At 52.1% G+C, this 25,798-nt stretch carries 24 protein-coding genes, 1 tRNA gene and 5 pseudogenes; 18 read left to right on the top strand and 12 right to left on the bottom strand.

Features of this window, described 5'->3' with window-relative positions; translation table 11 throughout:
* Positions 1–199: 199 nt before the first annotated feature.
* The 3 genes from RC74_RS07440 (at position 200) to RC74_RS07430 (ending at position 3,716) form a co-directional block, all read left to right on the top strand.
* Positions 200–2,083 carry a heavy metal translocating P-type ATPase gene (locus tag RC74_RS07440; RefSeq protein ID WP_039003716.1) on the top strand — a complete coding sequence of 628 codons (1,884 nt, stop codon included), beginning with the start codon at positions 200–202 and terminating at the stop codon, positions 2,081–2,083.
* Positions 2,084–2,094: 11 nt separating this feature from the next.
* On the top strand, positions 2,095–2,793 hold the full coding sequence (locus tag RC74_RS07435; protein WP_039003707.1) for a VIT1/CCC1 transporter family protein: 699 nt from the start codon (positions 2,095–2,097) through the stop codon (positions 2,791–2,793).
* A gap of 167 nt (positions 2,794–2,960) precedes the next feature.
* Positions 2,961–3,716, top strand: a complete 756-nt coding sequence (locus tag RC74_RS07430; protein ID WP_039003708.1) for a globin domain-containing protein — start codon at positions 2,961–2,963, stop codon at positions 3,714–3,716.
* Between the two features lie 30 nt (positions 3,717–3,746).
* Here the strand turns inward: RC74_RS07430 and RC74_RS07425 are convergent, their stop codons facing one another.
* The 3 genes and pseudogenes from RC74_RS07425 to RC74_RS22100 all read right to left on the bottom strand — a co-directional run.
* Entirely contained in the window at positions 3,747–4,808 is a 1,062-nt protein-coding gene (locus RC74_RS07425; RefSeq protein WP_039003709.1) for a glutathione S-transferase C-terminal domain-containing protein, read from the bottom strand.
* A 218-nt stretch (positions 4,809–5,026) separates the two neighbouring features.
* Positions 5,027–5,119: a transposase gene (locus tag RC74_RS23715; protein WP_417935186.1), complete on the bottom strand. Its 93-nt coding sequence runs from the start codon at positions 5,117–5,119 to the stop codon at positions 5,027–5,029.
* Positions 5,120–5,193: 74 nt separating this feature from the next.
* Positions 5,194–5,502: pseudogene (locus RC74_RS22100) on the bottom strand (transposase); the annotation flags it as partial.
* A 112-nt stretch (positions 5,503–5,614) separates the two neighbouring features.
* On the opposite strand from RC74_RS22100, the pseudogene RC74_RS07410 reads away from it, so the two are divergent.
* Positions 5,615–6,846 (top strand): annotated as a pseudogene (locus RC74_RS07410) (IS110 family RNA-guided transposase).
* Between the two features lie 266 nt (positions 6,847–7,112).
* Here the strand turns inward: RC74_RS07410 and RC74_RS21650 are convergent.
* The 3 genes and pseudogenes from RC74_RS21650 to RC74_RS22905 form a co-directional block, all read right to left on the bottom strand.
* Positions 7,113–7,965 (bottom strand): annotated as a pseudogene (locus RC74_RS21650) (transposase); the annotation flags it as partial.
* A 66-nt stretch (positions 7,966–8,031) separates the two neighbouring features.
* Complete coding sequence (locus RC74_RS22910; RefSeq protein WP_236940045.1) at positions 8,032–8,406, bottom strand: transposase; 375 nt, start codon at positions 8,404–8,406, stop codon at positions 8,032–8,034.
* Positions 8,352–8,837, bottom strand: a complete 486-nt coding sequence (locus RC74_RS22905) for a helix-turn-helix domain-containing protein (RefSeq protein ID WP_236940044.1) — start codon at positions 8,835–8,837, stop codon at positions 8,352–8,354. The genes RC74_RS22910 and RC74_RS22905 overlap by 55 nt, the downstream gene beginning before the upstream one ends.
* A gap of 350 nt (positions 8,838–9,187) precedes the next feature.
* On the opposite strand from RC74_RS22905, the pseudogene RC74_RS07390 reads away from it, so the two are divergent.
* Both RC74_RS07390 and RC74_RS22095 read left to right on the top strand, forming a co-directional pair.
* Positions 9,188–10,350, top strand: a pseudogene (locus RC74_RS07390) (circularly permuted type 2 ATP-grasp protein); the annotation flags it as partial.
* Positions 10,351–10,455: 105 nt separating this feature from the next.
* A pseudogene (locus RC74_RS22095) lies at positions 10,456–10,593 on the top strand (IS3 family transposase); the annotation flags it as partial.
* Positions 10,594–10,744: 151 nt separating this feature from the next.
* On the opposite strand, the gene RC74_RS07385 reads toward RC74_RS22095, so the two are convergent.
* The 5 genes from RC74_RS07385 to RC74_RS07365 all read right to left on the bottom strand — a co-directional run bounded on the left by RC74_RS07385 (position 10,745) and on the right by RC74_RS07365 (position 15,584).
* Positions 10,745–13,150, bottom strand: a complete 2,406-nt coding sequence (locus RC74_RS07385) for a hypothetical protein (protein ID WP_039003215.1) — start codon at positions 13,148–13,150, stop codon at positions 10,745–10,747.
* Positions 13,147–14,016: a flagellar motor stator protein MotA gene (gene motA, locus RC74_RS07380; protein WP_039003216.1), complete on the bottom strand. Its 870-nt coding sequence runs from the start codon at positions 14,014–14,016 to the stop codon at positions 13,147–13,149. Before motA ends, RC74_RS07385 begins: the two co-directional genes overlap by 4 nt.
* A gap of 69 nt (positions 14,017–14,085) precedes the next feature.
* Positions 14,086–14,697, bottom strand: coding sequence for a MotE family protein (locus tag RC74_RS07375; RefSeq protein ID WP_039003217.1), 612 nt, complete (start codon positions 14,695–14,697; stop codon positions 14,086–14,088).
* Positions 14,694–15,086 (bottom strand): hypothetical protein, encoded by a 393-nt coding sequence (locus RC74_RS07370; RefSeq protein ID WP_039003218.1) that lies wholly within the window; start codon positions 15,084–15,086, stop codon positions 14,694–14,696. Before RC74_RS07370 ends, RC74_RS07375 begins: the two co-directional genes overlap by 4 nt.
* Positions 15,087–15,095: 9 nt before the next feature.
* Positions 15,096–15,584 (bottom strand): flagellar basal body-associated FliL family protein, encoded by a 489-nt coding sequence (locus RC74_RS07365; protein WP_039003255.1) that lies wholly within the window; start codon positions 15,582–15,584, stop codon positions 15,096–15,098.
* Positions 15,585–15,707: 123 nt separating this feature from the next.
* On the opposite strand from RC74_RS07365, the gene fliF reads away from it, so the two are divergent.
* From fliF to RC74_RS07335, 6 genes are all read left to right on the top strand, one after another.
* Positions 15,708–17,384, top strand: coding sequence for a flagellar basal-body MS-ring/collar protein FliF (gene fliF, locus RC74_RS07360; RefSeq protein ID WP_039003219.1), 1,677 nt, complete (start codon positions 15,708–15,710; stop codon positions 17,382–17,384).
* Positions 17,384–17,986, top strand: coding sequence for a FliH/SctL family protein (locus RC74_RS07355; protein ID WP_052274944.1), 603 nt, complete (start codon positions 17,384–17,386; stop codon positions 17,984–17,986). The genes fliF and RC74_RS07355 overlap by 1 nt, the downstream gene beginning before the upstream one ends.
* On the top strand, positions 17,979–18,260 hold the full coding sequence (locus RC74_RS07350) for a FliM/FliN family flagellar motor switch protein (RefSeq protein WP_082802213.1): 282 nt from the start codon (positions 17,979–17,981) through the stop codon (positions 18,258–18,260). The genes RC74_RS07355 and RC74_RS07350 overlap by 8 nt, the downstream gene beginning before the upstream one ends.
* Positions 18,261–18,264: 4 nt before the next feature.
* The gene (gene fliP, locus RC74_RS07345) at positions 18,265–19,005 is read left to right on the top strand and encodes a flagellar type III secretion system pore protein FliP (protein ID WP_082802212.1); all 741 of its coding nucleotides are present in this window, start codon (positions 18,265–18,267) and stop codon (positions 19,003–19,005) included.
* 806 nt (positions 19,006–19,811) lie between these two features.
* Positions 19,812–20,030: a hypothetical protein gene (locus tag RC74_RS07340; RefSeq protein ID WP_039003220.1), complete on the top strand. Its 219-nt coding sequence runs from the start codon at positions 19,812–19,814 to the stop codon at positions 20,028–20,030.
* A gap of 45 nt (positions 20,031–20,075) precedes the next feature.
* Entirely contained in the window at positions 20,076–20,477 is a 402-nt protein-coding gene (locus RC74_RS07335) for a hypothetical protein (protein WP_039003221.1), read from the top strand.
* Between the two features lie 321 nt (positions 20,478–20,798).
* On the opposite strand, the gene RC74_RS07330 is transcribed toward RC74_RS07335, so the two are convergent.
* Positions 20,799–20,874 (bottom strand) — tRNA-Lys (locus RC74_RS07330).
* A 126-nt stretch (positions 20,875–21,000) separates the two neighbouring features.
* Here RC74_RS07330 and dapF point away from each other — a divergent pair.
* From dapF to petA, 6 genes are all read left to right on the top strand, one after another.
* On the top strand, positions 21,001–21,822 hold the full coding sequence (gene dapF / locus RC74_RS07325) for a diaminopimelate epimerase (protein ID WP_236940043.1): 822 nt from the start codon (positions 21,001–21,003) through the stop codon (positions 21,820–21,822).
* A complete protein-coding gene (gene mtaB / locus RC74_RS07320) occupies positions 21,819–23,087 on the top strand; it encodes a tRNA (N(6)-L-threonylcarbamoyladenosine(37)-C(2))-methylthiotransferase MtaB (protein WP_156477428.1) in 1,269 nt (422 codons plus the stop codon). Before dapF ends, mtaB begins: the two co-directional genes overlap by 4 nt.
* The gene (locus tag RC74_RS07315) at positions 23,084–23,710 is read left to right on the top strand and encodes a glutathione S-transferase (RefSeq protein ID WP_039003223.1); all 627 of its coding nucleotides are present in this window, start codon (positions 23,084–23,086) and stop codon (positions 23,708–23,710) included. Before mtaB ends, RC74_RS07315 begins: the two co-directional genes overlap by 4 nt.
* Before the next feature lie 78 nt (positions 23,711–23,788).
* Positions 23,789–24,409 (top strand): FMN-binding negative transcriptional regulator, encoded by a 621-nt coding sequence (locus RC74_RS22090; protein WP_039003224.1) that lies wholly within the window; start codon positions 23,789–23,791, stop codon positions 24,407–24,409.
* 18 nt (positions 24,410–24,427) lie between these two features.
* Entirely contained in the window at positions 24,428–25,036 is a 609-nt protein-coding gene (locus RC74_RS22085; RefSeq protein ID WP_039003225.1) for a glutathione S-transferase, read from the top strand.
* Positions 25,037–25,206: 170 nt separating this feature from the next.
* A complete protein-coding gene (petA, locus tag RC74_RS07300) occupies positions 25,207–25,788 on the top strand; it encodes a ubiquinol-cytochrome c reductase iron-sulfur subunit (protein ID WP_039003226.1) in 582 nt (193 codons plus the stop codon).
* Positions 25,789–25,798: the final 10 nt, after the last annotated feature.

The raw sequence follows: 25,798 nt of genomic DNA, 5'->3' as shown, positions 1-25,798 counted from the left end.
CTCAAACCCCCTTTTGGGGTGCGGATAATCACCGCTATGCGGCAATCTGCGCTTTGCTAAATCATCGCAGTCCACTTTAGTTTGGGAAAGCGGACTGCTTGAAGGGTTGAAAATTCGACTTTAGACTCGTTCCAAACTTGAAGCGGCTCGCGGCCTGTATCAACGGGGGAGTATGGCTTTTTTCGGGAAAGATATTCTTATGATCTCAAATCGCCTCAACGTCGTCCTTTTGGCAATCGCGCTTGTCGGCTTGCTTGCTGGTCTCGGACTTTTGGTGGCAGATTTCACCGAGCTGGCCACCTACACATGGACAGTTGGAGTGCTTCCGGTTCTTGCCGCCCTTGTCATCGAGATTGCCCGTAGTCTGCGAAAAGGCGAAGTTGGACTTGATATCGTTGCTGCGCTGTCAATGGCTGCGGCCCTTGTTTTTGGGGAGACTCTCGCCGCTGCCGTCGTGGCCTTGATGTATTCGGGTGGAACCTATCTCGAAAGTTTTGCCGAAGGACGGGCGCGACGCGAGATGAGCAATCTGTTGTCGCGCGTACCACGAACCGCAACACGGCATCGCAACGGCGCGCTGGACGAGGTGCCGCTGGACGATATCAAACCCAACGATTTGCTCTTGATCCGGCAGGGAGATATTGCCCCCGTCGATGGGACCTTGGAGAGCGATCGCGCGATGCTCGATCAATCCGCTTTGACGGGCGAAGCCATGCCTGTGCGTCTTGCTCGCGGCGACGATATAATGAGCGGTTCAACCAATTCCGGCGAGGCCTATGACTTGCGCGCGACCCTCCCCGCCGCACAGAGTACCTATGCTGGGATCGTTCGATTGGTCGAAGCCGCGCAAAAATCAAAAGCGCCGATGGCACGTCTGGCAGACCGCTATTCGCTGCTTTTTCTGGTCGTGACTGTCGTGGTGGCAACTGCAGCATGGTGGTTCACGGGCGATCCAATCCGTGCCGTGGCCGTGCTGGTTGTGGCGACGCCTTGCCCTTTAATTTTGGCAGTACCTGTTGCCCTAGTCGCGGGATTGTCGCGCGCCGCTCATTACGGCGCCCTGATCAAGGGTGCCAAACCACTGGAAGCTTTGGCGGGCATTCAAACGCTGATCCTCGACAAAACAGGCACGCTCACGGATGGCCGCCCACAGATTGTGTCGATCCAAAGCCATGGCGTATTATCAGAAGACGAAATTCTCTATTTTGCGGCGGCTTTGGATCAAGGGTCCAAACACCCCATCGCGCAGGCAATCGTCGCCGCAGCGCAGGCGCGCGATATTGTTTTGCCGATCCCGCTGGATATCGTCGAGACACCCGGCGATGGCGTTCGCGGTACGGTTGACGGGCGGCGCATTCTTGTTGGCGGGTTAAACTTTGTGATGGAGCAAGTGGGAGCATCAAGTTCTAGCGCGGCCCCTCAAGAACCGGGCGCTATCCTTGTGGCCCTTGCTGTGGACGGACAATTGGCGGGTCATTTGGTGATGGCCGATGCTTTGAGATCGGGCACTTCCGAGCTTTTGACAGGGCTTCGTCGGACGGGCATCAAACGTATCCTGCTCGCAACGGGCGACCGACGCGCCGTTGCTGAAGCAGTAACCGAAGGGTTGGGCTTTGACGCGATTTGCTCCGATTTGACGCCAGATCAAAAGGTTCGTCTGGTTTTGTCAGAGCGCGAAAACGGACCGGTGATGATGGTTGGTGATGGCGTGAACGACGCGCCAGCTCTTGCGGCTGCGAACATTGGAGTGGCGATGGGGGTGCGCGGAACGGCGGCCTCCGCCGAGGCAGCAGACATGGTGCTTCTTGTTGACCGCCTGAGTCCCCTGCTTTCAGGAATCGAGGTGGCGCAGGGCGCGCGGCGGATTGCATTGGAAAGTGTGATTGCGGGGATTGGCCTTTCCTTTGCGGGGATGATCGCCGCGGCCCTTGGATACCTTTCGCCTGTGCAGGGCGCGTTGTTTCAGGAAGTAATTGACGCCGCGGTTATTCTGAACGCACTTCGTGCCTTGAGGATCAAACCACGAGAAACTACCTTGGCCGCAATTCAAGACGTTACGCGCCCCAAATCGCAAGAGCAATAAGGCCAACCCAAATGAGCATTTCAAGACACGACGAAAAACACTTTGTGCATCGCATTGGCTGGCTCCGTGCCGCCGTTATGGGGGCGAATGACGGCCTTGTTTCAACGGCCAGCCTGATTATCGGGGTTGCAACGGCGGGCTCCGGACACCCCGAAATTCTGATCGCGGGCTTCGCTGGCCTTGTCGCGGGGGCGATGTCTATGGCGGCGGGCGAGTATGTGTCTGTCAGTTCGCAATCAGATGCAGAGCAGGCCGACATCGCGCGGGAGGCCAGAGAGTTGGTGGAAGCACCCGAAGCCGAACTTCAAGAATTGGCCCGTATCTATGTCGAGCGTGGTTTGGATGAAGATTTGGCGCGCCAAGTTGCCATCCAACTCACCGAAAAGGATGCCCTTGGAGCGCATGTTCGGGACGAACTCGGTATTTCTGATATGGTTGCTGCGCGTCCTCTTCAAGCAGCGGTTGTGTCAGCCGTGACGTTCGCCGTCGGTGCGGGTGCTCCCTTGATTGTCGCCGCATTAGTGCCAGTGTCTCAGGTGCCAATCGCTGTTGGACTTGCCACGCTTGTCGCTCTTGCGACGCTGGGTGGGCTTGGCGCGTCCGTCGGAGGGGCTGGGATCCTGAAAGGCGCCTTGCGTGTGATTTTCTGGGGCACACTCGCCATGGTCGCAACTGCTGCTGCTGGATTGATTTTCGGCGTCGCTTTGTAGCGGTTCAGCTATCAATACATCCCACAAAATTTGGGCAGTACCACCCTTGGTGCTGCCCGATTACGTACTCAGGCCAAAAATTGCCCCCCTGTTAAGGCGGTGTAAGGCTCCCTATATAGGTCCGACGAACACATCATTCCCATATCTATGTGCGAAAGGACAAGCTTGTGACCAAATTTGAGTTTCCCCGATTTCCAACGCGGCATGGCTATATGTCCGAAAAAATCCAACGGGATTATATAACCGCCGCGATCGCAAAGAAGGTGCTTCCACCCGACGCACACAGACTTCCCCAGATCGTATCGCTTACGGCCGCAAATGATGTCTCAAAACCGATACAATTCTGGCAGTTGTATTCCGTATTGGGGCAGGATCGGATCGTCAATATCGTTGCCGATTTTTACGAGCGTGTCTTTGCGGACGAAGCATGGTTTACCTCGGTTTTTGCCCGCGTTGGCGGCGTTGACCACCACATAAATACCCAAGCGGCGATGTGGATTGATGTGATGGGGGGCGGTCCCTATTACCACGGTGCGGAATTCCGGCTGAACTTTCATCACACGCACAATGCGATTCAGTTGATGAACGACAAGGGCGCGGAACGCTGGTCAAAACTGATGCTGGAGACCCTCGACGCCACGGCAAAACATATGACCGATGACCCGCGGGTTCGGCCTAGTATCAATACGTTCCTCACCCATTTTATGGGCAAATATGCGCAGGAGTTTGCCTTTGAAAACCGCAGTGTGTTCGGCGAAACCAATCCTGCGATCAAGCGCAAGATCAATTTCCTAAAAATGACCACCGAAGCGATTGAGGAATTGAGCGAGACTGAACTTGTCGAAGCACTGGAGGAGCGGGGCGTCGATGTCTCAAAGTATCTTGGCAAAGACGATCTCGTGAACAAGGCGCTAATGCTTTAATCAACGCATATTTGGTTACTTTCGGGGGGCCTAACGCGCAAGTTCTGGGTGCGCAAAGGCCTCGGGGTAGGTCATCGGACGAAACGGCCCCAGCGGCACCACATTGTTCCATGACCGTCCAAAATATCCTTGGCGACAATGCACCAGCGCACTGCTGTCCGCGACCCCTTGAAGTGCGTAGACACGGCAGATCCAACGCCAAAGATGCGGGTAGTCCAAAATCATGGCCCCGTTCAACTTCATCCGCAGATAGTACACAGGGTCATGGCGAAAAAGGGTCGGGAACAGGCGCAGATCAGCTTCCGTAAAGGTTTCACCTGTCAGGTAGGGGCGATTGTCTGCTGCGAGGTGCTGCTCTAACACGCCCAGCGCCTCAAAATAGTTTTCGAAGGCCGTCGCATAGACGTCTTGGCTCGAAGAGAAACCCGCCTTATAGGCCCCGTTGTTGATATTAACGTAGATTTGGTGGTTTAGACGGTCGATCTCATCACACAGGGGCGCGTTGTCCGTCGGGTACAAATCCGGACGGTCAGCATCGGACAGTGTGCTGCCAAGTTTCCCCGCGTACCTATTGAGCATCCGTATAATCTCGGCACTTTCATTTGCCACAATGCGCTTGGTTTTCTTGTCGTAAAGGATCGGCACGCTGGTTTCTAACGCGCCCTCCGCTTCATAGATTTGCTTTACCAAACGAAACTGCTGTCCCGTTGCGGTTTCTGAAGTGCATTCAGGAAGCGGCGCGCCCGTGAGCGTTGCGACCCGTTGTGGATTAAACTCCCAAAGGCTGGCCGCGACGGGATCGTCCTCCAAGGTGCGGTTAGGAAAAGCCACGTCCATGGTGATGCTATTTTGGAGGCCAAGGACGTTTCTTGCGAGGGTCACGCGGTGGCACCATGGGCAATTGAGCGCGACGAAAAGGTGGTAGCGGTTTGGCTCGGCGGGAAAGTCAGAGTCCTCCTCCAAAACGCTGCGAAACCCACTTACCCCACGGACAAATTCACCCTTTAAGCGACGCGCAACAGCGTCTGACTGCGATTCCTCTACGGAAGTATTGAGGGGGGTGTCGTTGGAGGGGGTTTTGGGCAGTGCCATGTGGGAAACTCACAGTCAAAAAGAACGGGACGGAGTAAATCCGTGTGCCTTCATCCTAATTTCGCCGTCTCCAAATTGCTATACTGCGGCTACTGCACAACCCGAACGTTGCGATGTGAGATGATGCGGAAGTTAGCAGTTACTTGATCTCGAAAGTTGCGCCACTGTTTTGGGACGACCCCTCGCATAAAGTTCAAGATTGTGTTGGCGAAGTGTTTTTACGTTGGATAGTGCCGATTATGGGTGACGTGGCTGTGCATGATGGCCCAGAGCCTCTCAATGGGATTGAATTGAGGGCAATAGGGCGGCAGTTGGATCAGATGAATGCGACAGTTTTTGCGCGACAGGGTAATCCCCCCATTTGTGGAGGCGTTTGCAACTAGAACTACGCAGCCATTTGGTGCTGGTTCAGTTTCATCGCCGGGGTAAGCCCGCCGAGGCCCATATTCGGGCGATCATTGTTGTAAGTCCATAGCCATTGTGTGGCGTGATTTTGCACCTCTTGGATTGTGTGAAAAATATAAGTTCCCAGCCACTCTATGCGAACAGTCCGATTGTAGCGCTCGACATATGCGTTTTGCTGGGGCTTGCCCGGCTGTATGTATGACAGGGTGATTTGATGCTTTGAAGCCCAGGATACCAGCGTTTCGCTGAGATATTCTGGACCGTAACACCTTCGGAATGATGCTGGCTGAGAAGCTATGACCGCCTGCGCAGCCCCCAAATAGCGCAGCAGGTGGTCATAGCCTCGCCTCAGGTCCCTACAGTGGTTTTTGCAACAAACCACACTGCAAAGAAGACCGACTATGACCGAGATTGTTATTGCACAAGATGCAGCAGTTTTAGTGGCCATCGACATCGCCAAAGCACGGCATGAAGTTTTGATAGCCATTCTAGGCAAAAAGCGCCGCCGCCGTTTGACTGTCCTCAACCAAATGGAGGACTTCCAGCGGTTGATCACATCATTGGCCAGTTATGGCCGTCCAGTGCGCGCAGCTTTTGAGGCGACTGGTAATTACCACCGCGCCTTTGCTTATCGCCTCGCAACCGCAGGCTTTGAGGTGAAGTTGGTATCGTCATGGGCTTTGGCGCGTACCCGGGAAGCTCTGCATAACAGCTGGGACAAGAACGACCCCAAGGACGCTCAGGCCATCCTTCACATGATGGAGATCGGGAATGAGCAGTTTTATCACGACCCACTGGTGTGTGGAACGAACGACATCCAAGAGCTGTCTAAAACCCATGACACGTGTCCAAGTCAAAGACAGAACTGTGGCACCGAGTGCTGACACATTACCTACCGCTGTATTTACCCGAAGCCGACCGCTTTCACCGCAGCTCGCGCAGCGACTGGTTCTTTGCATTCCTTGAGCGCTATCCATCACCACACTTTATCTCAGCCATGAGCAAGGACGCATTTACCGCTGACGCCTGGGACGTTGTGGGCCGTAAGGTTGCAAAAGAACGTTTGCTTGCTGACATTTATGAGACCGCCAAAGCATCTGTGGGGCTGCCTATTGCTCCCGATTCTGACGCGATCGGCATGTTCCGTTTGGTCCTCGGTGAAGGTCGCAGTCTCATCGCGCAACGCAATCAGATTGAGGATCGTGCCGTGGCGCTTCTCAAAGATCTGCCTGACTATCAATTGCTGACATCGGTCCCTGACATCGGTCCGGTTAACGCCCTGACCATTCTGGCGGAAGCAGGTGACCTGCGCCGGTTTGCACATCACCGACAGTTCTTAAAGTTCTGTGGAATGGACCTCGCGACGATCCAATCGGGCACATTCCGGGGCCAAACCAAGCTGTCAAAATATGGTAATGCCCGACTGCGCCGCACCCTCTGGATGGCAGGCCAGGTCGCCATTCTGCAGCGGACCAACAGCTTTCGAGACAAGTTCGAACGCTACATCGCGAAGGACCGCCACAACAAACATTTGCGCCGCAAAGCATATACCGCAATCGCCGCCAAGATGGCCCGTACTGTTCATGGGATCATTAAACATGGCGAACCCTATCGCCCCTTCTTTGAGGGGTGATCGATCGCAGAAGGACCTTTCTTTGTAAGGGCCGTGGAGGTAGGCAACTGACCTCGTAGATAATGTTCAGGCCTTCTGTGTTAGCGACCCGATGATCTAGTCTTAAGGACGGTGAGAGCCGCAAAAGCGTACTCTGTGTTTGTTATGGGAGAGACTGTCGTTGACCAAAAAGCCGAACTAAGCCATGCTTTGAACATGTTGAGACGCCTCGCCTCGACACGACAATGACCTGATGCCAAATCAGCCAACTATTCCGCACATAGGACGTTGTCGACGCGAATTGCCTGCGGCTGACCGCGCCACTCAGTGATCTGGTTCAAACTGCGAACTACACGTTCAGCAGGCAGCGAAAAGTCCACCTCTATGCACAGGCCTTCGCGATTGAAGTCATCCAGCACGTTTAATGTTCTGAAGGATTTCCCATTCCACAGCTGATCAGCCATAAAGTCCATTGACCACACCTGATTTGGGCTGTCTGGCACCGATAAAGGATCTGGGCGGTCGCGCTTAAGCCGCTTTTTAGGCTTGATCTGCAGATTTAGCTCTAACTCGCAGTAGATGCGATAGACCCTCTTATGGTTCCAGCCAAAGCCCTTCACGTTACGCAGATACAGAAAACACAGGCCAAAGCCCCAGTTTCGCCGCGCGTTGGTCAACGCCAGTAGCCAATCGGCGATCTCAGCATTCTCACAACCTAAAACCCGCTGGTACCGGAAACAGCGCTGGCTGAGGCCAAAAGCCCGGCATGCCAAAACTATGCTGACGCCTTGCGTTGCGATTGCATAAACGGCCATCCACTGACCGGCAGGTGAATGGTACATTCACTGAGAGGTTCCCGTCTCTGAGATGGCCTCGCTACTTTTTTGCCAGCGCTTCCTTGATCAACTCGTTTTGCATCGCGATGTCCGCATACATCCGCTTGAGACGGGCGTTCTCAGCCTGAAGTTGCTTCATCTCTGAGATCATTGATGCATCCAATCCGCCGAACTTTGAATGCCATTGGTAAAATGCTGCACTGCTCATCCCGTGCGTTCGACACAGCTCAGGAACAGGCACGCCGTTCTCAGCTTCCTTCAAGATCGAGACAATCTGCGCCTCTGAATATCGTGACTTCTTCATAGTGAATCTCCTTGGCATATCATGCCGCGAAAATTCTAGTTTTCAACACAACCACTTTTCGGGGGATTACCACAGGAACGCTCTGACATTGGGGCCTTTGTGGTATGGGGCATTGTCCCAAATGACGTGAATGATACGTTTGTCAGGGTTTCTGGCCTCAATTTTGGCGAGAAGCTGAACGGAGCTGACCCCATCGACGGTGGTTGGTTCAACGAAGGGCGCGTCAAAGGTTTCCAGGTTCAGAGCGCCGTGAATGTTCACGCGCCCAGATGTCGTTTGGATGGCGGGATTTGACCCTTTGCGAGCCCAACCATGGCTGGGTTTGCTTTGATATTCCGGATGAACTGCATCCGAGAAGTCGACGGCCTCGTCGGCAGGCAAGTTATTCAGTAGGTTCGTATGAAATGCGATGAATGCGGCCTGCTTTTCAACGTCAGCCACACGGGGCAGCGCCTTTGGTTTGCGATACTCGAACCCCAGACGGGCCAGAATCTTGATGCAGCCAGAATGAGATAGTGGATGTTGAATTTTGCACCCATATAGGCTCTGATCTGCGCCGTTGAACGGCAGAACCGTTCCTCAAGCCATTCGCTCAAATCCGCCTCATGAGCAATCGTCATCCGTGACTGCCCGCCTTTCCACCCATCGTAGGCGACGGCCTCCCAGTCCTCAGCCAAATATTGCTTGTGCCAGCTGCGCACCGTGTCGTCGTCCAGAAACAGAACCTTTGCGATTTGGGCACATGACATCCCATCATTCAGCAGCGAAAGCGCATTCGCCCGCCGCGCAACCCCGTAATCCTCACGCTGGCGCTTCACGCAGGATAAAAGCTCAAGGCGGTCTGCAGAGGTAAGAAAATTAGGGCGGATCATAAAGACACCTGAAACTCATTCGCTCAGTCCGTCAATGCAAAAGTCGGGTGTTCAAAAACGCCGAGCATATGCCCCTAGCTGCACTCATCAACAGGTACACTATAGATCACAGTCGCGCCACGCTCCCTGGAAAATCTTCCCTTTATGCCGTCGCGAAAATTGCCGAACTTCTTGGTTTTTCTTGTTAACGCTGGTTTTTTTTGCATCGCGTCACTCAGCTGTGGTCGATCAGCTTTGACCGTCAACTAATCGACCTTGGCTGCCAGTTTGACCGACAGTTTGTAACCGACATCGTTCACACCCGTCAGCGCCAATGTCAAAGGCTTCATCCTACTGAAGGATCATAAACAATGTCCGGTGCAGAAACCCAAGACCCTTCAAGGATGGTCGGCACCACGTCAGTACAGGCAAAAGAGCGGCTAATCCCATTTGATTTGGTCCCGCGAATTTTGGACAATAAAGAATGGTGCAAACTTTCAAAAGGCATCGAACAACGCGTCTTTGCGATCAATGCCTTCCTGCATGACATCTATAATAGGCAAGAAATTCTGCGGGCGGGGATCATCCCCACCGAATTGATCGCCCAGAACGAAGCGTTCTTGCCGCAGATGATTGATTTTTGCCCACCAGGGAATGTTTACACTCATATCACGGGGGCCGATATCGTGCGCACGGGCGAGGATGAATTCTTTATTCTGGAAGACAATGCGCGCACGCCATCCGGGGTCAGCTATATGCTGGAGAACCGCGAGACGATGTTGCAAATGTTCCCCGAGCTTTTCAGCACGATCAAAGTTCAGCAGGTCAGCGACTATACCAAGAACCTGCGCCGCGCGCTCGAAGCCTCCGCACCCGCCTCCTGTTCAGGCAGGCCTTGCGCTGTGGTGCGTACGCCCGGAATGCATAACTCGGCATATTACGAGCATAGTTTCCTTGCGGACCAAATGGGCGTTGAGCTGGTTGAGGGCCATGATTTGCGGGTTGTCGACGGGAATATCGCCATGCGCACGACGCGTGGCTATAAAGTGATCGATGTGATTTATCGCCGTGTGGACGACGAATATCTCGATCCGCTGACCTTCAATCCGAATTCCATGCTCGGGGTTCCGGTCATCATGGATATCTACCGTGCAGGAAATATTACAATCGCAAACGCATCCGGAACTGGGGTGGCGGATGACAGGACGACATACAGCTATATGCCTGATATTATTTAGTTCTATACGGGTGAGCGCGCGATTTTGAAAAACGTACTAACCCACCGATGCTCAGAGCCCGATACCTTGAAATGTGTTCTGGAGAACCTTGCCGATTTGGTCGTCAAAGAGGTTCATGGCTCTGGGGGTACGGAATGCTGGTCGGCCCCGCCGCGAGCAAACAAGAGCTGGCTGATTTCGCTGAGAAGCTCAAAGCGCGCCCCGCCAATTATATCGCCCAGCCAACTTTGGCGCTCTCGACTGTGCCCATCTTCAACGATTCAGACCTCGCACCGCGCCACGTCGACTTGCGGCCCTTTGCATTGATGTCCCCCAAGGGCGTGAGCATCACGGCCGGCGGTTTAACCCGCGTGGCCCTTCAAGAAGGTTCGTTGATTGTGAATTCTTCACAAGGCGGCGTAATGGGCAACGCGCTGGCAGAGACAATGATTAGCCTATTCAAAGCCGAAATCAAACATAGATTAGGCCCATGGAAGTCTGCTGACGCTGTAGAATGGGAAACCCTCAAATGGGTCGATTGGTTCAACAACCGCCTTCTGTCTGCTTAAAGATACCCATGATTTGTGCGTCGCCAAATAGTGTTGCCTTCATCAAAAATCTCTTCAGTTATCTTGCCAAGAAATTCTACTTTCGAACACCACTATTTTTAGAGAGGGATTCTGGCAATATTATTCCAAAGTGAAAACCGGTTCAATCATCTCCTAAAGGGCCCCCAAATTTAACTAGAAGTTCGGTTGCGACTCTCCTAACGTTACGAATTTCATTCAGTTTTTCCCTCAATGAAGCAAGTTTGATATCTCCGACCTTATTCTCCACGAAAGTTTTCTCTTGCACATCAAGTAGCGTGGCAGCCGCACTTAAGTCTGAAGATGATTGCCTAGAAATGGCCGCAAGGTCACGACTTCTCCATTGAGCTTCAATGGCTGCGTCATCATTGCCAAGCTTGGCTTCCTCAAAAGCTCTAAGCTTATTGTCTTTTAACAAAACTGCGGCTCTGATTCGGATTCGTATAGCTGTTTCATTGTTGGGGTAATTTGCTGTCAACTCGATAGCCATGTGCGGCTCGTTTCTATTGTTGGCAGCAGCGGCAAAGATCAAAGCGTCACCTTCCTCGTCCTGATCTTGAATTCCTAAAATTTTTACCGGAAAACTTGATAACCCATTGTCAACTAATCGCTTGGCCAAGCGCTGTTTCAAAGAACGAGAAATGTCCAGCGTAACAATCAATTCTTCATTAGTGTAAATAAACTCAAGAAATTTCGCACTGTCCATATTCTCGTATGCCCCAATCAGAGTTTGCGAAAACAAGCTCAAGCTAATTTCTGGTGTCAAAACGTTCGTTTCAGATGATGCTGCCAAGATGTCCCACGCCTTCTGAAGATTGTTTTTTTTCACTATAGCTGCTACTAGCGTAGGTATGATTTTGGCTTCTGTTTCAGTACCTCGCAATTCAAAGGTCAGAGCTTCGAGTTCCAGAATTCTGGATTCTAAAATAGGTTTTTCATTTAAAATTTCATTTTGAACAATTTCAAGTAGAGCTTCGATTGAGGTTTCCGAGCCACCTCCAGCAATCGTTGACAGTGAATCTATTGCCTTAAGCGGATAGCCTTGAGCTATTTCTAGTTTGGCATCCGCTAACGTGAATTCGTCGCCGTGTTGACCTTCCGCCCGACTAACTGCATTCCTAATTTCTACTGCCGTTTTGCGATCGCTTGCTTGTAAAAACTTTTCTACCAATCGTGGGCCCAAATAGCGGCGCAGATGTAGTGGCAGTTCAGAAAACGATTTTTTCACGACAGGAAGGTTAATAGAATGATTTTTCGGAATCTCAGCGCTTGAGAGAATTGCCCACATGGCACCCGCAGTGGCGCAGTTAAGCTGTTCAGACAGGACACCCTCCTGAATTCCGCTGCCATACTCAAGTGTCCAAGCAATTTCAAAAAGCAAGTTATGGTTACTAAGCTGAGTACTTTGTGTTTTAATTACTTGCATTGCCTCACTACCGAAAGTTGCGTAAATATACGCCATTGCGAGGCTTTCGGCCGCCTCATTTGATGCTGCGTCGAATTCACTAAACAGCCGAATGCGAGCGTTAGAAACTCCCGAGAATATCGCCCCCTCGGTTCCCCAATTTTCAACACTAAATGCCTCCTTCGGTAGGCATTCGTTCTGTAGCCCATTCGTTCGAAGTGGACCGCTGTTGGCAAACGCATCGATCACGCCTTGATCAATGCTAGTTGTTGCTTGAATGCGGATATGTGGAGTTTTTTTGTTGGGAACCTCGGCAGCCGGGCCAACATTTCCTGAGGCAAGCGGCTCATTCAGAATGATCGGTTGAGGTGGAAAGGTCGGCCTTTCCAGCAAATTTGGTTCTAGAAGACCTTGGGTGGAGGCGCGCCCAATTTGGGTGGCCAACTTCGATTCCATTCCTGTTATTTTGCCACTAGAAATTTCTGCAATAGCAGTGTTAGCGGGTTCGTCCAAAAGCCTAGGAAATGTATCGAACAACAATGAAACACCGCGTTCTGAAGCTGGCAGTGGTTTTAAAGCAAAATCTAGCGCATGTTTTTTTGCTTTGTCAATTTCTGACTTACTAACATCATTGTCTTTTTTTTCTTGAAGAGGCGCATTGGTCTCAAGTAATCGAATAATAGGTTGAGCTGCGATCACTGTTCTGTCGTTTGGTCCCTCATCTTCTGGACTCCTTAGAGCGTTTTCAAACAGCGAGCCCGAGATTGGTTGGCCATCTAAAACGTCCAAAACCAGCTTCCCTTCTTTGAAATCGAAGGCATTTGCATGGCAGGTGCAATTCAAAAACAGCTTAAGTTCGTTTTTCTGCGATGAAAATTCGAGATCGGAAATCCGCGTTCTCGGTATTAGCCGATACACATTTGAAAAATCGATTTCATCAATTGGCGTTTCAAATCGTACAATATATCCACCATCAAACCGCCCCATTTCCCAGGTCACCGCATTTTGAAAAGGCAAAACAATACGAGAAAAGTTTTCATGTTCCCCAGACCTAGCGATAATTGTTTGGGAGTATGCTGGAAAAGAAACCAACAACAATAAAACTATTTGAACGATCCGTTTCATGCGGCCTCGGTTTTCACGTCTTTTAGAGCTTCTTCCAGTTCGCTAAAACTTGGGCGACTATGACTTGGCGTATTCTGCCTGCCGACTTCTATACAAATGTTTGTCGAATGATTATGTAGATTTGCCACTAAGACTACTCGAATTAGGCCATAAAAGTGTGAATCCTCCTCTACAACAGACTGTACTTTTGCAGCGAATGGACCCATCAATCCATAAGCTAAAAATACACCCAAAAAGGTACCAACGAGAGCGCCGCCGATGAGTTTCCCAAGAACTTCCGGCGGTTGGTCGATAGACGCCATTGTTTTGATAACGCCAAGAACCGCGGCAACAATTCCAAGTGCAGGAAGGCCATCCGCAAGTGATTGCATAGCGTGGCTTCCGTGCATCGCATGGTGTAAATTGGCCTCCATGCGCTTCTCAAGCACTTCTTCTACTTGATGCGGGTCATCATAATTCATCGATGCCGAGCGAAGGGTATCACAAATGAGTGCAACAGCCTCTTTGTCCGACAGGATTTTCGGGTATCTTGTGAAAATTGACGATGTTTCTGGTGCTTCTATGTGCTCCTCAAGCCCAACGGGGTTTTGACGAGCCAAACGAATAAGTTCAAAAAGCAGGCAAAGCATATCTCGATAGTCTGAGTGCTTCCACTTAACGCCTTTGAAGACCTTTCCAAGATCTTTGATTGTAGATTTCGCGCCGGCTCCATCGTTAGAGATCAAAAATGCGCCAGTACCTGCGCCACCAATCATCATAAACTCGAAAGGAAGAGACTTCAGGATAATTGACATCTTACCGCCAGCGGCGAGATATCCCCCAAATACCATAACAAATATGACTATGATTCCAATAATTCCCAGCATAGCGTAAATCGATCCATTTCAGTTTTGTTGCACTCACTATGGCAAAAGGGTGTTAAGAATGTTTTTCGATTACAGGCCTTCTCGAGGAACATTGGCATTTCGGCCAGCCAGAATGACGCTAATCGCATAGGCGGTTTCTGGTTTGAGCCCCGCCAGAATATCCGCCGCGGCATCTGGCTTCATTCGCACGAGGAAACCCGATGAAAAGTTTGGATCCATTTCTTCGAAAAGCGCGGCGGCATCTTTTGACTTCATGTTTTCATACATCGCGGTTAACTGGCCTAAATCCGATTCTGATGCGGAGTCCGCTCGTACTATAGTGGCGTCCAGCGCCAATTCCGCCTCGATGAGTTCGGCCAAACTCTCAGAATATTTTTTCTCTGCCAACTCGAGAGCGACCATACGATTCTCAAGCGCGAGTTCTCTGTTCATGACGCGTTCTTCTCGTGAACTTAGGTCAGAAAGCAAATTTGCAATACCAGCACTTGGTTCGCACAAAGCTGATTCCCCATCACTCTCATTTGCACGAAGCGCTTCAATTTCCTTAGCTATGGCGATGCCGGTTCCACCACCGAGCCTTAATACTCCCGACATTACAAAAAGCGCCGAAACAATGAAAAGAGCGTAGCGGCCTTGCCTCGCTTTCCTCTTTTTCGGAGTTGAACGCTTGCTCGCCGTCATGCGGTAGTCTCCTCTTTTGGTTTTTGACTGTGCCGCAAAAACTGAAGATCCTCATACTCAACGGCTTTCTCATCATCCTTCGGGCGCAACTCAGGCTCAGACGCTTTTGGTAAGTCGTGCAAGGAAGCAACGAGAAGTTCCAAATGTTGCGCGGATTTTTCAGCACGCGTCGTTAACTCTAATAGTGAAGAAGTGGAAGAAATTGCGGCGTTTTGGGCTTTGGATAGAGTTTTGGTCATATCGTCAACTTGGGTCGACATCAAAGCCACGGCACCACCCACTCCATGCTCCAAATCATTGAATTTTTTGAGTCGGCGGGAAAGTACGATGCAGTAGATAGCGGAGCCAAGGGCGCCAGCGATGAGTAATATGTCGGCAATAAGTGTCATAGGAACCTCCTAATTTAAAACAAATTCCATGATGAGAAGATCCCGGACGTGTCCCTCGCCAGTTACCATTTGAATACGACGCAGCATCTGCGCGCGTAGCTTAATAAGCGAGGCCGGGCTCTCAAGTTCGGTGATATCAACTGCCCGAAGATAACTATTTAGGACGTCAACAATGCGCGGAACCAATCGCGTAACGTCCGCAACGCTTTTTGGCTCAACTTCGATCTGAGCCGTAAAGCGAAGATGCTTTGATCTGCCCGGACCACCCAGTGAAATGAGCAACGGATCTAGAGGAACAAACTCAACATTGGGAAGCGCATCTATTTCCACATGTTCAATTTCCGGATCATCGCTTGGCTGGCCAAAAATCATCCCTGTTTTTACGGCAGCAAAGCCACCGCCTCCCCCCAGAAGCAATAGGACCAAACCTATGACCATAGGTTTCTTGGAGGACTTTTTCTGTTCGTTCTCGCCAGGAGGCTGCTCTTTGTCGGCCATGTCATCACCATTAAGTTTCAACATGTTCCTTATAGGCAGACGAAAACTAACCGATTGTTAAGGCTGTTCGCAGAAAGTCATTTTTGAAGAAGTGGCAGAAGCCCTGAATAAAGGAATATCAATTTGCAACAGCTCCTGTCTGTTTGGTTTTCTCTCAACCCGCGCCGCCAAATAATGGTCGTCGTCTCTACTGTGGCTATGTTCGCGGCGATTCTGGGGCTCTCTCGTATTGCCGCAAATCCCGGAATGGCCCTCTTGTATGCAGGCGTCGAAGCAAATGCGGCAGGGGATGTAGTCGAAAGCCTTGAGCAGCGCAATGTTGACTACGAAGTCCGAGGGGAATCGATTTATGTCGATTCGAGCCGCCGCGATGAGTTGCGCATGACGCTTGCGGCAGAAGGGCTTCCTGCCAATAGTACTAAGGGCTACGAACTCCTTGATACGCTGTCCGGATTCGGAACGACGTCGCAAATGTTCGATGCTGCTTATTGGCGCGCAAAAGAAGGGGAATTAGCGCGGACAATTCTGGTCAGCCCGAATATTCGATCCGCGAGAGTTCACCTTTCAAACTCATCATCACAACCTTTCCGACGCGACACGAGCCTTTCAGCATCTGTGACGGTTTCCAGTCAAGGCGCGGGTGTGGACGGTGCACAAGCGCGGGCGTTAAGAAATTTAGTGGCATCAGCGGTTGCGGGTCTTACTCCCGAAAATGTGTCAATCATCGATGCGCGCGCCGGAGTGATTATCGGAGCCGATGATTCGCTGTCTGGCGGGAGTTCATCGGACGATAAAGCCCTTGAAATGCGCCGAAGTGTGGAGCGTATTATTGAGGCGCGGGTTGGGGTCGGAAAAGCTATTGTAGAAGTAAGCGTCGAGACGGAAACCGACAGTGAATCCATTTTCGAGCGGACTTTCGATCCTGACTCTCGGGTTGCAATCAGCACCGACACAGAAGAACGCTCCACAAATTCAAATGAAAGTGGATCCGGTAGTGTTACTGTTGCGAGCAATCTTCCTGCAGGAGATGCGGAAGCTGGTGGCGATACCAGCACCAGTCAAAACAGTGAAATCCGGGAGCGCACAAATTACGAAGTTTCCGAAGTTAAGCGGGAAATCCTAAAGGTTCCTGGAGCAATAAAGCGCTTAAGTGTCGCTGTATTGGTCGATGGATTGCGAACTATTGAAGCAGATGGAAGCGAGAACTTCCAACCCCGTAGCGACGAAGAAATTGCATCCCTGAGAGACCTTGTCGCATCAACCGTGGGCTTCAACGAATCACGTGGGGATACCATAACGATCAAATCCATGGCCTTTGAGCCGCTTGCCGACGTTGGCACCGAGGCCACAATTTCAACGATTACATCCTTGGGTGTCAACGTTATGACGGTTATTCAACTGGTGGTCCTTGGCCTTGTTGCAATTATTTTAGGGTTGTTTGTCGTAAGGCCAATTTTAACCAGCGGCACCCTTGAAATCGCCAGTAGTGCGCCGCAGCCAGTTATCGCACCGCCAATTCCCCCAATGCCCAGTTTTGACCTTTCGGTACCACCCGCCTTAAATGGAGAGATCGACGATAACAGCTTCTCTTCTCCCGCGATGTCGACCGTTACTGATTTTGACCTGCCCGATTTAGGGGGGCTCCCTAGTCTCCCAATGGCCTCCGGCTTCGCGGGGAACTCTATGAATGAGTTGGATTCCGATGATCCCGTCGCGAGGCTTCGAGAAATGATTAAGGAGCGCCAAGAGGAAACCGTCGCAACCCTGAAAAGCTGGATGGAAGACGAGGAAACCGCGTAATGTCAAAACCGTTTAAATTTGAAGTATTCGAAAGCGGCAAGGTTTTGCCTCACGTGCAAGACGACGCGCTTGATTTTTCGTCCCTAGAAGAAACAAGACTTGAGGCTTTCGAGCAAGGCTACAAAGCGGGTTGGGACGATTCTCTTTCATCGCATGTTTCTGATCAGGAGAGAGTTTCTTCCGATTTCGCCCGAAACCTCAATGAACTCGCATTTACGTACCACGAAGTAAGGGCCACTATCTTAAAATCGTTAGAGCCACTCCTACGAGAAATGGTCGCCAAGGTCCTTCCAAAAATGGCGAAAAGTGCGATTGGTCCACTCGTCGCCGATCAAATTATTGAGATGGCCGGAACGCAAAGCTCGATCCCAGTAGAACTCGTCGTTGGACCTATGAACAGGCAAGCGTTGGAAAAACTGGCGGCAGGTCAAGATAGTCTTCCCCTCAAAATAATTGAGGAAGAATCCTTGGGTGACGGGCAGGTCTATATCCGCATTGGGGAAGCGGAGACCCAAGTGGATTTGGACGGGTTACTCGACGGGTTTTCAAGCGCCTTGGACGGTTTTTTTGAAACGGAAGATAAGGAAACAAATTATGGATAGCTCTTCGGTCGACGGCAAGAAAGGTAACCCTTTCACAAAGGTACCTATTGAAATCACTGTTTCGGTCGGAAAAGCCCGCCCATTGGTGAAAGACTTACTACTTCTGGATCAAGATTCCATCCTTGAACTCGACAGAACAATCGACCAGCCCGTCGAATTGTTTGTCGGCAATCGACTCATAGCAAAAGGTGAGCTTCAAGAACTGGAGGGCGACAAGGCCGGACAGCTTGCTGTTCGCCTGACGGAAGTTATCAATATTCAGGAAAGCCTCTAGGATCATGAATTTTAAAACAGTTTGGGCGATGGGGGCCGCAACCGTATTCTTGGTTGTTTTAAATCAGCCCGCCTTCGCCCAAGAGTTATCCCTCTCACTGGGGGACGATGGCTCGATTGCGGCTCGAAGCGTTCAACTGATCGCTTTAATAACGATCTTAAGTATCGTTCCGGGTCTAGCAATTATGGTAACCTGTTTCCCATTTATTGTGACTGTTCTGTCAATACTTCGACAAGCAATTGGCCTACAACAATCTCCTCCTAACATGTTGATCGTGAGTTTAGCGCTTTTTTTGACATACTTCGTCATGGAGCCCGTTTTTACAGAAGCCTGGATCAAGGGAATTTCGCCATTAATTGAAAACCAAATACCAATGGAAGAAGCTTTCAGGGAAGCTATGGCGCCTTTTAGAGAATTCATGGCGGGCCGAATTGATGACGAAACGTTTAATTCTCTCGCAGCTTTACGGCCTGACGCGGTTCTTGGCGAAAGCACACAGGACCACCCATTGTCGCTGCTCGTGCCATCTTTCCTGCTGTCGGAAATTGAACGTGCGTTCGAGATCGGATTTTTGGTTTTCCTACCATTCCTAATTATCGATCTTGTGGTGGCTGCCGTGCTTATGTCGATGGGTATGATGATGGTTCCTCCAGCCGTTGTGTCCCTCCCATTCAAGCTGGCATTCTTCGTGGTTGCAGATGGATGGACCTTAATTTCGACATCTCTTGTGAGGGGATATTTTTGAGAAATTTGAGGTAATTTACGCGCCAGATAATACCAGAATATCGCACGACTGATCCTACTATTAGGTCCAGAGATATCGGCGTCGAAATCGTTTCCACCTCAAAAACGGGCATTGTACCCTAACCCAACCAAGGCTTTTCTTGAGAAAGAGGCACATCCTCAAGGAGAAGTTTTGAGTCTGTTTGTCCTCATTTCGAAGAAAAAACTCAGCTATGTAGGCACGATTTAAGGACGAACGGATCGTATCGATGATCAAAGAGCAATATATTTCCTTTAAGTCCGCTGACATATGCCGGTGGCACGGATGATCTCGGCAACGTTCGCAAAGACTAGGGAAATTATCGGATCCGAAGAGACGCGAGCGCTAGACGTCGACCCTACTCTTCAAGAGAAGCGTACGCGTCGCTACACAATTGGAGCGCAGGTCGTATTGACCGCTGACGAGGCCCGGTTCAGAAGCTAAACGTCTGTTGGGCGATGTAGCGCGTGGTGATGACCCGTCCGGTAATAGACAGGCCCACCGACAAGCCCCAACTGTCGCGGTACTTTGTGAGCGTTTAATTCGTGATTACGCAGAGCGGCACTGCAAACCATCCACGGTGAGAGATTATCGAAGCAATTTAACCCGCTTATTGATCCACGCAATCGGCCCCATGTGATTGAAGGAGTCACGCGCCCCGATATTGACGCATTGCACCTCAAGGTTAGCGATAAAACGCCCTACCAAGCGAACCGTATGCTGGCTGTGTTATCCAAACTATTCAACACTGCCGAAGATTGGGGGCTTCGCACCGAAGGCACCAAGACTTGCGCGACACCATCGGCGATGCCTATCGCGCCTTCTTTGAGAAAATCAGTTACTGCACCACAATCAACGACAGCAACCGCGCCCGCGGGCCTATTCATCCAATTTGGCAGGCGGTGCAAGAACGGGTTGAAAGCGGGCTTCTAGCCTCGGTCCGCAATGGCGATAACGAACTAGCCTCCCTTGTCGAAGCCGCACTGAAAGACCTGCGAAACCCATAGAATATTTACTTAGGCCATCCAGGAGCCCCTGAGGTTGATCGGAAAATGCGTAAATACCTAACTGGGCCACGTGACCCAGAAGCGCAAAAAGTCGGTGATAGGATTGCCGATACACTAACAAGCGCGACAACAGTTCGAATAGCCGAAGCTGCAGTTCCGTTATCACCCGATCAGGAAGCTGCAAAGGGTGACGGAGCCTCTGCACAGATGGCCGAGGTGTCATTACAGAACCGTATCCAAAATTTCATTAGTGCGACTGCTCGAAAGGTCTGGGCGGTTTCATCATCGAAGGCCGTGGTCGCCGTTAATGCGGTGATCAGTGCAGACGTGATAAGTTGGATCACTGGCAACAAACTGTTGATCGTCAAGTTTTACGAAACGATCACAACTCAATGCCCCTATTGGTTCGACGCCATTATGAAGACAATCTCTCGAACACTCATGTAACTCGAATGGTCGAACCAAGCCCAGCAGTTCACGAGCTCGGAAACCTATATACCGCAACATCTGCTTTGGTGAAGTTGATTTGCGTCATAAGCACTGGGTGCAAACGGCAGTTTAGGTCCGATAGCAGCCAAGAACAAGTCAACCTTAGAACAACGAATGTCTTGTAGCGCCACTATCAAAGCGATTCGGCGAGTCGGTCTCGTTGCTAAACTGCACCGCTAGATTTGTCGACTTTCTCAATCCTACTGCTTCCGGCGGAAAGTCACCCTCACGCAGAACCTATTGAGCACAAGCACTAACCATTGATTAATTTAGATAAAATGGTGAGCCGGTCGGGATCCGAACCCGAGACCTACTGATTAAAAGTCAGTTGCTCTACCAACTGAGCTACCGGCCCACACTTGTCGGGCTTCTCTAAGTTTGTGGAGCGCTGGGGTCAAGCCTCTTTTCACACTTTTCCGTCGGATTGCTGGTAAATCTTTTTCAGGGGGTCTATATCGCCCTTATGACACAGGCTTTTCCAATGGATTCCCTTCCTTTCATGAAAATGCACGGGCTGGGAAATGATTTCGTAGTTATCGATTCTCGTGGGCGCACACCCGTTGTGACGCCTGCTTTGGCGCGTGCATTAGGGCATCGGCACCTTGGTGTGGGATTCGATCAATTGGCTGAAATCCTCGACAGTAAGGATTCGGACGTTGAGTTGGTGTTTTATAACGCTGATGGGTCCACTGCAGGGGCCTGCGGGAATGCCACACGTTGTATTGCCCGACATTTGATGGCCGAATCTGGTGCCTCAGACGTGACTCTGCGCACCGAGCGCGGTGTGCTTTTGGGCGAAGACGCGGGCAATGGCCTCACGCGGATCAACATGGGCGCGCCGCTCCTAAACTGGAACGACGTGCCGATCGCGGAAAATATCGACACATTAGGCCTCCCCATTGACGGCAATCCCACCGCCACGGGCATGGGCAATCCACATTGCACCTTTATCGTTGAGGACGCGGACGCCATTGATCTGGAAACTCTCGGCGCGAAGTTTGAGCAGCACCCCCTTTTCCCCGAGCGCACCAACGTGCAGTTCATCTCGCTTCTTGCCCCTGATCGCATCCGAATGCGGGTCTGGGAGCGCGGCGTGGGCGTCACGATGGCATCGGGTTCAAGCAGTTGCGCAAGTGCGGTCACCGCCGCCCGCCGTGGCCTCACTGGGCGTCGTGCGGAGGTTGTGCTTGACGGTGGCGAACTCCAAATTGACTGGCGCGACGATGGTGTCTGGATGACGGGCGCGACCATGCATGTCTTTGACGCCAGCCTAAACCGCGCGTTTTTGGATACCGTCAAATGAGTATCCCCAATTTCATCGCGCCAAAATTCACGACCCTTGGCTGTCGCCTCAACGCCTATGAAACCGAGGCGATGAAGGAATTGTCTGAAGCGGCAGGCGTTCAAAACGCCGTCATCATCAACACCTGCGCGGTCACGGCGGAAGCTGTCCGCAAAGCGCGGCAGGAAATCCGCAAATTACGCCGCGAAAACCCAGACGCGAAATTGATCGTGACGGGTTGTGCGGCGCAAACCGAACCCGCCACCTTTACCGCCATGCCCGAAGTCGACATCGTGATCGGCAATACCGAAAAAATGCAGGCCGAGACTTGGGCGTCGATGGCCCCCGATTTCATCGGCCAAACCGAGGCGGTACAGGTCAACGACATCATGGCCGTCACCGAAACCGCGGGCCATTTGATCGACGGCTTCGGCACCCGCAGTCGCGCCTATGTTCAGGTCCAAAACGGCTGTGATCATCGCTGCACCTTCTGCATCATCCCCTATGGCCGCGGCAATTCGCGCTCCGTTCCTGCGGGCGTTGTCATCGACCAAATCAAACGCCTCGTGCAAAAAGGCTACAACGAGGTGGTGCTGACGGGCGTTGACCTCACCAGTTGGGGCGCCGATTTGCCCGCCACGCCGAAACTTGGCGATTTAGTGATGCGCATTCTCAAACTGATCCCCGACCTGCCCCGCCTTCGGATCAGCTCGATTGATTCCATCGAAGTGGACGACAACCTAATGCAGGCCATCGCGACCGAACCGCGCCTGATGCCGCATCTTCACCTTAGCTTGCAAGCGGGCGACGACATGATCCTCAAGCGCATGAAACGCCGCCATTTGCGCGACGATGCGATTGCCTTTTGCGAGGAAGCCAAACGTTTGCGCCCCGAAATGACCTTCGGCGCAGATATCATCGCGGGTTTCCCCACCGAAACTGAGGCGATGTTTGCTAACTCCCTTAAAATGGTGACGGACTGCGATCTAACGTGGCTCCACGTCTTCCCCTATTCCGCCCGCGAAGGCACCCCCGCCGCGCGGATGCCCGCCGTGAATGGCAACGCGATCAAATCCCGCGCCGCGCGTCTTCGCAAGGCTGGCGACGAACGGGTTGCCCTGCACCTCGCGGCGCAAGTTGGAAAATCGCACTCTATTCTGCTGGAAAACCCCCATATGGGCCGCACCGAGCAATTCACCGAGGTGCATTTCGACGCTCCGCAAATCGAGGGCCAAATCGTTCAGGCGACGATCCTCGGCGTGACGGGAAATCAGCTTACCGCATGAAACCCCTCCTCTATTCCTTTCGCCGCTGCCCCTACGCCATGCGCGCCCGCCTTGCCCTTGCCTCCGCGCAAATCCCCTGCGAACTCCGCGAAATACTGTTGCGCGACAAGCCTGAAGCCATGCTTGAGGCCTCCCCCAAAGGGACCGTACCGGTTTTGATTCTGCCAAACGGCGTGGTCGACGAGAGCCTCGACATTATGATCTGGGCCTTGTCGCAAAACGATCCCGAGGGCTGGCTCAACGGTCAAGCGGAGGCTCTCGCGCTGATTAAGCGCTCTGATGGCCCGTTTAAATCCGCGCTGGATCGTTACAAATACGCGACCCGCTATGAGGGCGTCGATTCCACCGAGGAGCGCACAAAAGCCTCCCTGTTTCTACAAGACCTAAATACGCGACTGGCCCACACCCCATATCTTTTGGGCGAGCACCCAACACTCGCCGACATGGGCATTGTCACCTTCGTGCGCCAATTCGCCAATGTCGATCGCGTGTGGTTTGACGCACAGCCTTGGCCCGATTTGATCCGCTGGCTAGAAACATTTCTGGCCTCGCCCCGCTTTGCCCATATTATGGTGAAACACCCCGTTTGGATGCCAGATACGGCGGGTATCGACTTCCCATAAACCGGCTCTGCGTAAATCCAACTTGCGACCGACTGTATTTTGAGGTGACACTGGTCCAAAATCGACAAAGGACGCAGAATGCACCCGAATCCCATTTTCCACGACGCCAGCCTTGAGCAAAACCTCGGGTTCGCCCGTGAGCGCGGGTTTGGCACCCTTGCGATCAATGGCGAAGACGGCCCCTTATTGGCGCATATCCCGTTTTTAATTTCCGACGATGGTAAAACCGTCGAGCTGCATCTGGTGCGCTCCAATCCCATCGCCCGCGCGCTTTCTAATCCCGCACAGGCTGTGGTTTCCGTCGCGGGACCAGATAGTTACATCTCCCCCGATTGGTACGAGATCGACGAACAAGTTCCCACGTGGAACTATATATCCGTCCACCTGCGTGGCACACTCGAAAAGTTAGAAGCGACAGAACTACGCGCCCACCTTGATCGCCTCTCCGCTGCAAACGAAGCCCGCCTGCTCCCCAAAACGCCGTGGAAGGCAGATAAAATGTCGCCCGAACCCCTTGAAAAGATGATGCGAATGATTGTCCCCTGCCGAATGACCATCGAAAACATCGACGGGACATGGAAACTCGGGCAAAATAAACCCACTGATGCGCGACACGCGGCGGCAAAAATGACCAAGGCCCATAACTTGGGGCATGAAACCAATACCCTTGCGGCGCTGATGCTCGGCTCCAACGACTAATATTCAAAGGAATTTTACATGGAACTTTTTTATAGTCCGACCTCGCCCTACGTTCGCAAAGTTATGGTCCTGCTGCATGAAACTGGGCGACTTAATGACGTGCAGCTGGTCCCGACGCATGGAACGCCCCTCGCCCCGGCCAAAGGATACGCCGCGCAAAATCCGCTCAGCAAAGTCCCCGCCCTTGCACGGCCAGACGGCGCAACCCTGTACGATAGCCGTGTGATTTGTCAGTATCTGGATGCCCGCGCCAAGAGCGGCCTTTATGGCAACGACAATTCGCGTTGGGATATTTTGACTCTTGAGGCCACCGCAGACGGAATTTTGGACGCAGCCATTTTGATGGTCTATGAAACGCGCCTCCGCCCCGTCGACAAACAATTTCATGACTATATCGAGGCCCAGTGGCACAAGATTGCAAACGCCATTGCCGCCCTAGAGGCGCGCTGGATTCCACATCTTGAAGGTCCAATCTCAATGGGGCAGATCGCCGTCGCCTGTGCGCTTGGCTATGTCGATTTTCGCCACGACGACCGAGGATGGCGCCAATCGGCACCACTTTTGGACGATTGGTATGCAGGATTCGCCGCTCGCGACTCAATGACGGCAACGATTCCCCCTAAATAGGTACGATTTTCGCGGCGAAAACCCCACAATCCACATTTATCTCTCAATCTGCGCCAGATTGACCGCTAGACGGGAACGAATTGGGCCGCTAAACACCGTTTTAAGCCTCCCGCGCATATGCGGGTGACGAACGTTTCTAGCTACCTAAGCTAAAAAATGGAGAGATACTCGTGTCCCACGCAGAAGATCACGAAGGCACACGCCGGGATTTCCTGTACTATGCGACAGCAGGTACAGCAGCAGTTGCGACTGGTGCCGCCGTCTGGCCGCTAGTCAATCAGATGAATCCCAGCGCAGATGTCCAAGCCCTAGCCTCAATTCGTGTTGATATTTCAGAGGTCGAAGTTGGTACGCAGCTGACAGTAAAATGGCGCGGTAAGCCCGTTTTCATCCGTCACCGTACCGAGACTGAAATCGAAGAAGGGCGTGCAGGCGATACGGCCGATCTTGTGGATCACCACGCACGCAACGCCAACATCCTTGATGTCGGGCCCCTCTCGGATCTGAATAACGCAGATGACGCGAACCGCACCTTGGACGAAGCCGGCGCATGGCTCGTGATGATGGGCGTTTGTACGCACCTTGGCTGTGTGCCTTTGGGCGACGGCGCAGGCGATTTTGACGGCTGGTTCTGCCCTTGTCACGGCAGCCACTACGACACAGCCGGTCGCATCCGCAAAGGTCCAGCACCCGAGAACCTTCCGGTTCCAGTCGCTGGCTTTGTAGACGAAACAACAATTCAACTCGGATAGGGAAAACGTA

Origin of the sequence: Falsihalocynthiibacter arcticus, assembly GCF_000812665.2 — a bacterium.
GTDB classification, from domain to species: Bacteria; Pseudomonadota; Alphaproteobacteria; order Rhodobacterales; family Rhodobacteraceae; genus Falsihalocynthiibacter; species Falsihalocynthiibacter arcticus.
Note: the sequence above shows the minus strand (reverse complement) of the source record. Positions and strands in the feature narration are given on the sequence as shown.

Coding starts and splice junctions, on each gene's coding strand:
- RC74_RS07440 (WP_039003716.1), top strand. CDS start 200: ATGATCTCAAATCGCCTCAACGTCGTCCTTTTGGCAATCGCGCTTGTC.
- RC74_RS07435 (WP_039003707.1), top strand. CDS start 2,095: ATGAGCATTTCAAGACACGACGAAAAACACTTTGTGCATCGCATTGGC.
- RC74_RS07425 (WP_039003709.1), bottom strand. CDS start 4,808: ATGGCACTGCCCAAAACCCCCTCCAACGACACCCCCCTCAATACTTCC.
- RC74_RS22905 (WP_236940044.1), bottom strand. CDS start 8,837: ATGATCCGCCCTAATTTTCTTACCTCTGCAGACCGCCTTGAGCTTTTA.
- RC74_RS07385 (WP_039003215.1), bottom strand. CDS start 13,150: ATGAAACGGATCGTTCAAATAGTTTTATTGTTGTTGGTTTCTTTTCCA.
- motA (WP_039003216.1), bottom strand. CDS start 14,016: ATGCTGGGAATTATTGGAATCATAGTCATATTTGTTATGGTATTTGGG.
- RC74_RS07375 (WP_039003217.1), bottom strand. CDS start 14,697: ATGACGGCGAGCAAGCGTTCAACTCCGAAAAAGAGGAAAGCGAGGCAA.
- RC74_RS07370 (WP_039003218.1), bottom strand. CDS start 15,086: ATGACACTTATTGCCGACATATTACTCATCGCTGGCGCCCTTGGCTCC.
- RC74_RS07365 (WP_039003255.1), bottom strand. CDS start 15,584: ATGGCCGACAAAGAGCAGCCTCCTGGCGAGAACGAACAGAAAAAGTCC.
- RC74_RS07355 (WP_052274944.1), top strand. CDS start 17,384: ATGTCAAAACCGTTTAAATTTGAAGTATTCGAAAGCGGCAAGGTTTTG.
- RC74_RS07350 (WP_082802213.1), top strand. CDS start 17,979: ATGGATAGCTCTTCGGTCGACGGCAAGAAAGGTAACCCTTTCACAAAG.
- fliP (WP_082802212.1), top strand. CDS start 18,265: ATGAATTTTAAAACAGTTTGGGCGATGGGGGCCGCAACCGTATTCTTG.
- RC74_RS07335 (WP_039003221.1), top strand. CDS start 20,076: ATGCGTAAATACCTAACTGGGCCACGTGACCCAGAAGCGCAAAAAGTC.
- dapF (WP_236940043.1), top strand. CDS start 21,001: ATGGATTCCCTTCCTTTCATGAAAATGCACGGGCTGGGAAATGATTTC.
- mtaB (WP_156477428.1), top strand. CDS start 21,819: ATGAGTATCCCCAATTTCATCGCGCCAAAATTCACGACCCTTGGCTGT.
- RC74_RS07315 (WP_039003223.1), top strand. CDS start 23,084: ATGAAACCCCTCCTCTATTCCTTTCGCCGCTGCCCCTACGCCATGCGC.
- RC74_RS22090 (WP_039003224.1), top strand. CDS start 23,789: ATGCACCCGAATCCCATTTTCCACGACGCCAGCCTTGAGCAAAACCTC.
- RC74_RS22085 (WP_039003225.1), top strand. CDS start 24,428: ATGGAACTTTTTTATAGTCCGACCTCGCCCTACGTTCGCAAAGTTATG.